Annotated in this window: 2 protein-coding genes; one reads left to right on the top strand and one right to left on the bottom strand. The window is 63.4% G+C overall.

Going from position 1 to position 1,657, the window contains the following annotated elements; translation table 11 throughout:
* Positions 1-275: 275 nt before the first annotated feature.
* A complete protein-coding gene (locus tag RMO40_RS20730) occupies positions 276-869 on the top strand; it encodes a MarC family protein (RefSeq protein ID WP_309725390.1) in 594 nt (197 codons plus the stop codon).
* Positions 870-951: 82 nt separating this feature from the next.
* On the opposite strand, the gene RMO40_RS20725 is transcribed toward RMO40_RS20730, so the two are convergent.
* A partial coding sequence (locus tag RMO40_RS20725; protein ID WP_309725388.1) for a porin occupies positions 952-1,657 on the bottom strand: 706 nt, incomplete at its 5' end.

Below are 1,657 nucleotides of genomic sequence, written 5' to 3'. Positions count from 1 at the left end.
ACCATGGCCTGCCATGGTGCCGTGCGTGCCAACCGCCAGCTCACGCTGGAGGAGATGAACGCGCTGCTGCGTGACATGGAGCGCACCGAGCGCGCCGACCAATGCAACCACGGTCGGCCAACCTGGCGGCAGATCACGATGAAAGAGCTCGACGCCCTGTTTTGGCGCGGGAGGTGATGAGCCCCCCAGGCGCTTCGCTCCTGCCCCCAAGGGGCGCCGCCTGGCGGCCCGGCAAAGCCGGATCCGCGGGCGTTGCTTGATCAAACTGGAAACTTATGGATCACACCTTTCTTTCGGCCTTCATCCTGTTGCTGTTGGTGCTCGACCCGCTGGGCAGTCTGCCGATCTTCATCCCGGTGATGCGTCAGGTGGCGCCGCAGCGCCGGCGCTGGGTGGCCTTGCGTGAAGTGGGCATCGCATTCGGCGTGCTGTTCGCCTTCATGTTCCTCGGCGAAGGTTTTCTGCGCGTGATGCACCTGTCGGAGCGTTCGCTCGAAGTGGCGGGCGGCGTGATCTTGCTGATGGTCGCCATCCGCATGATCTTCAGCCACGAAGGTGGCGTGTACGGCACGCCCGAAGGCAAGGAACCGCTGATCTTCCCGCTGGCGGTGCCCTTGCTGGCCGGGCCGTCGGCGATGGCGACGGTGCTGTTGCTGGCTTCGCGCCAACCGGAGCGCATGCTGTCGTGGGTGGGTGCCTTGGCGAGTGCGATGGCGGTGTCGCTGGTCGTGCTGCTGCTGTGCGACCGCATCCGCCGCTGGGTCGGTGATTCGGTGGTCGCGGCGGTCGAGAAACTGATGGGCCTGGTGCTCACCGCCATTGCGGTCGAGATGATCCTGGCGGGGTTGAAGCGCTACTTTCTTGGCTAGCTTCTGATGGGTGGCGCACAAAGAAAAACGGCCAGTCTTTCGACTGGCCGTTTTGCTTCACGCTTGGCTAACGATCAGGAGATCAGAAGTTGTGGCGAACGCCCACCGACAGGTCGGTTTGCTTGCCGCTGGCGGTGGCGTCGACAGCGCTCACACGGATTTGGTTGACGAAGGTGAACACCTTGGTGCGCTTGCTCAAGTTGTAGTTGGCACCGACAGTGAATTGACGGGCCTTGCCTTCGTCTTCGTTGGCTCCAGGGGCGCTGCCAGCGCCGTCGATTTCGCCTGCCAGGCCGAAGGCGGCGTGCAGTTCCAGAGCACCGATGTCGTACTGACCGGACACGCGGGCGATCGTCTTCGACTTGCTGATGGATTCGTTCTTGTAGCGTTGCACGTAGCCGGTCAGCGTGAACGGCGATGCGGTGTACGAGCCGCGAATCGCGAACTGCTGGTCTTCGTTCGGAGCGCGCTCGTAGCCCAGGCCCAGGCCAAAGTTGCCGATGCTGTAGTTGATGGCCGCGTCGAGAGCATTCTTCGGCTGGGCGGCTTCGCGCAGCAGGAGAGCGACTTCAGCGGTCAGGCCAGCGATGCTGGGGGTGCGGTACGAGACCTTGTTGTTGTCGTCGTTCAGGTACTTGTAGAGCGCGTCAGACGAAGTGCCCGTGCCGTGGTTCAGCAGGTCGGTCGCGTCAGAGGTCGCGAAGTAGGCTTCGCTGGTGAAGTGACCCAGCTTGATCTGGCCGAGGTTGCTGGACAGGAACACCGAGCTTTCGCCTGCGCCGCCCCAG

This window comes from Rhizobacter sp. (genome assembly GCF_031412075.1).
GTDB lineage: Bacteria > Pseudomonadota > Gammaproteobacteria > Burkholderiales > Burkholderiaceae_C > Rhizobacter.
Note: the sequence above shows the minus strand (reverse complement) of the source record. Positions and strands in the feature narration are given on the sequence as shown.

What these genes read in the sequence shown, in the direction of transcription:
- RMO40_RS20730 (WP_309725390.1), top strand. Translation starts at nt 276, where the DNA reads ATGGATCACACCTTTCTTTCGGCCTTCATCCTGTTGCTGTTGGTGCTC.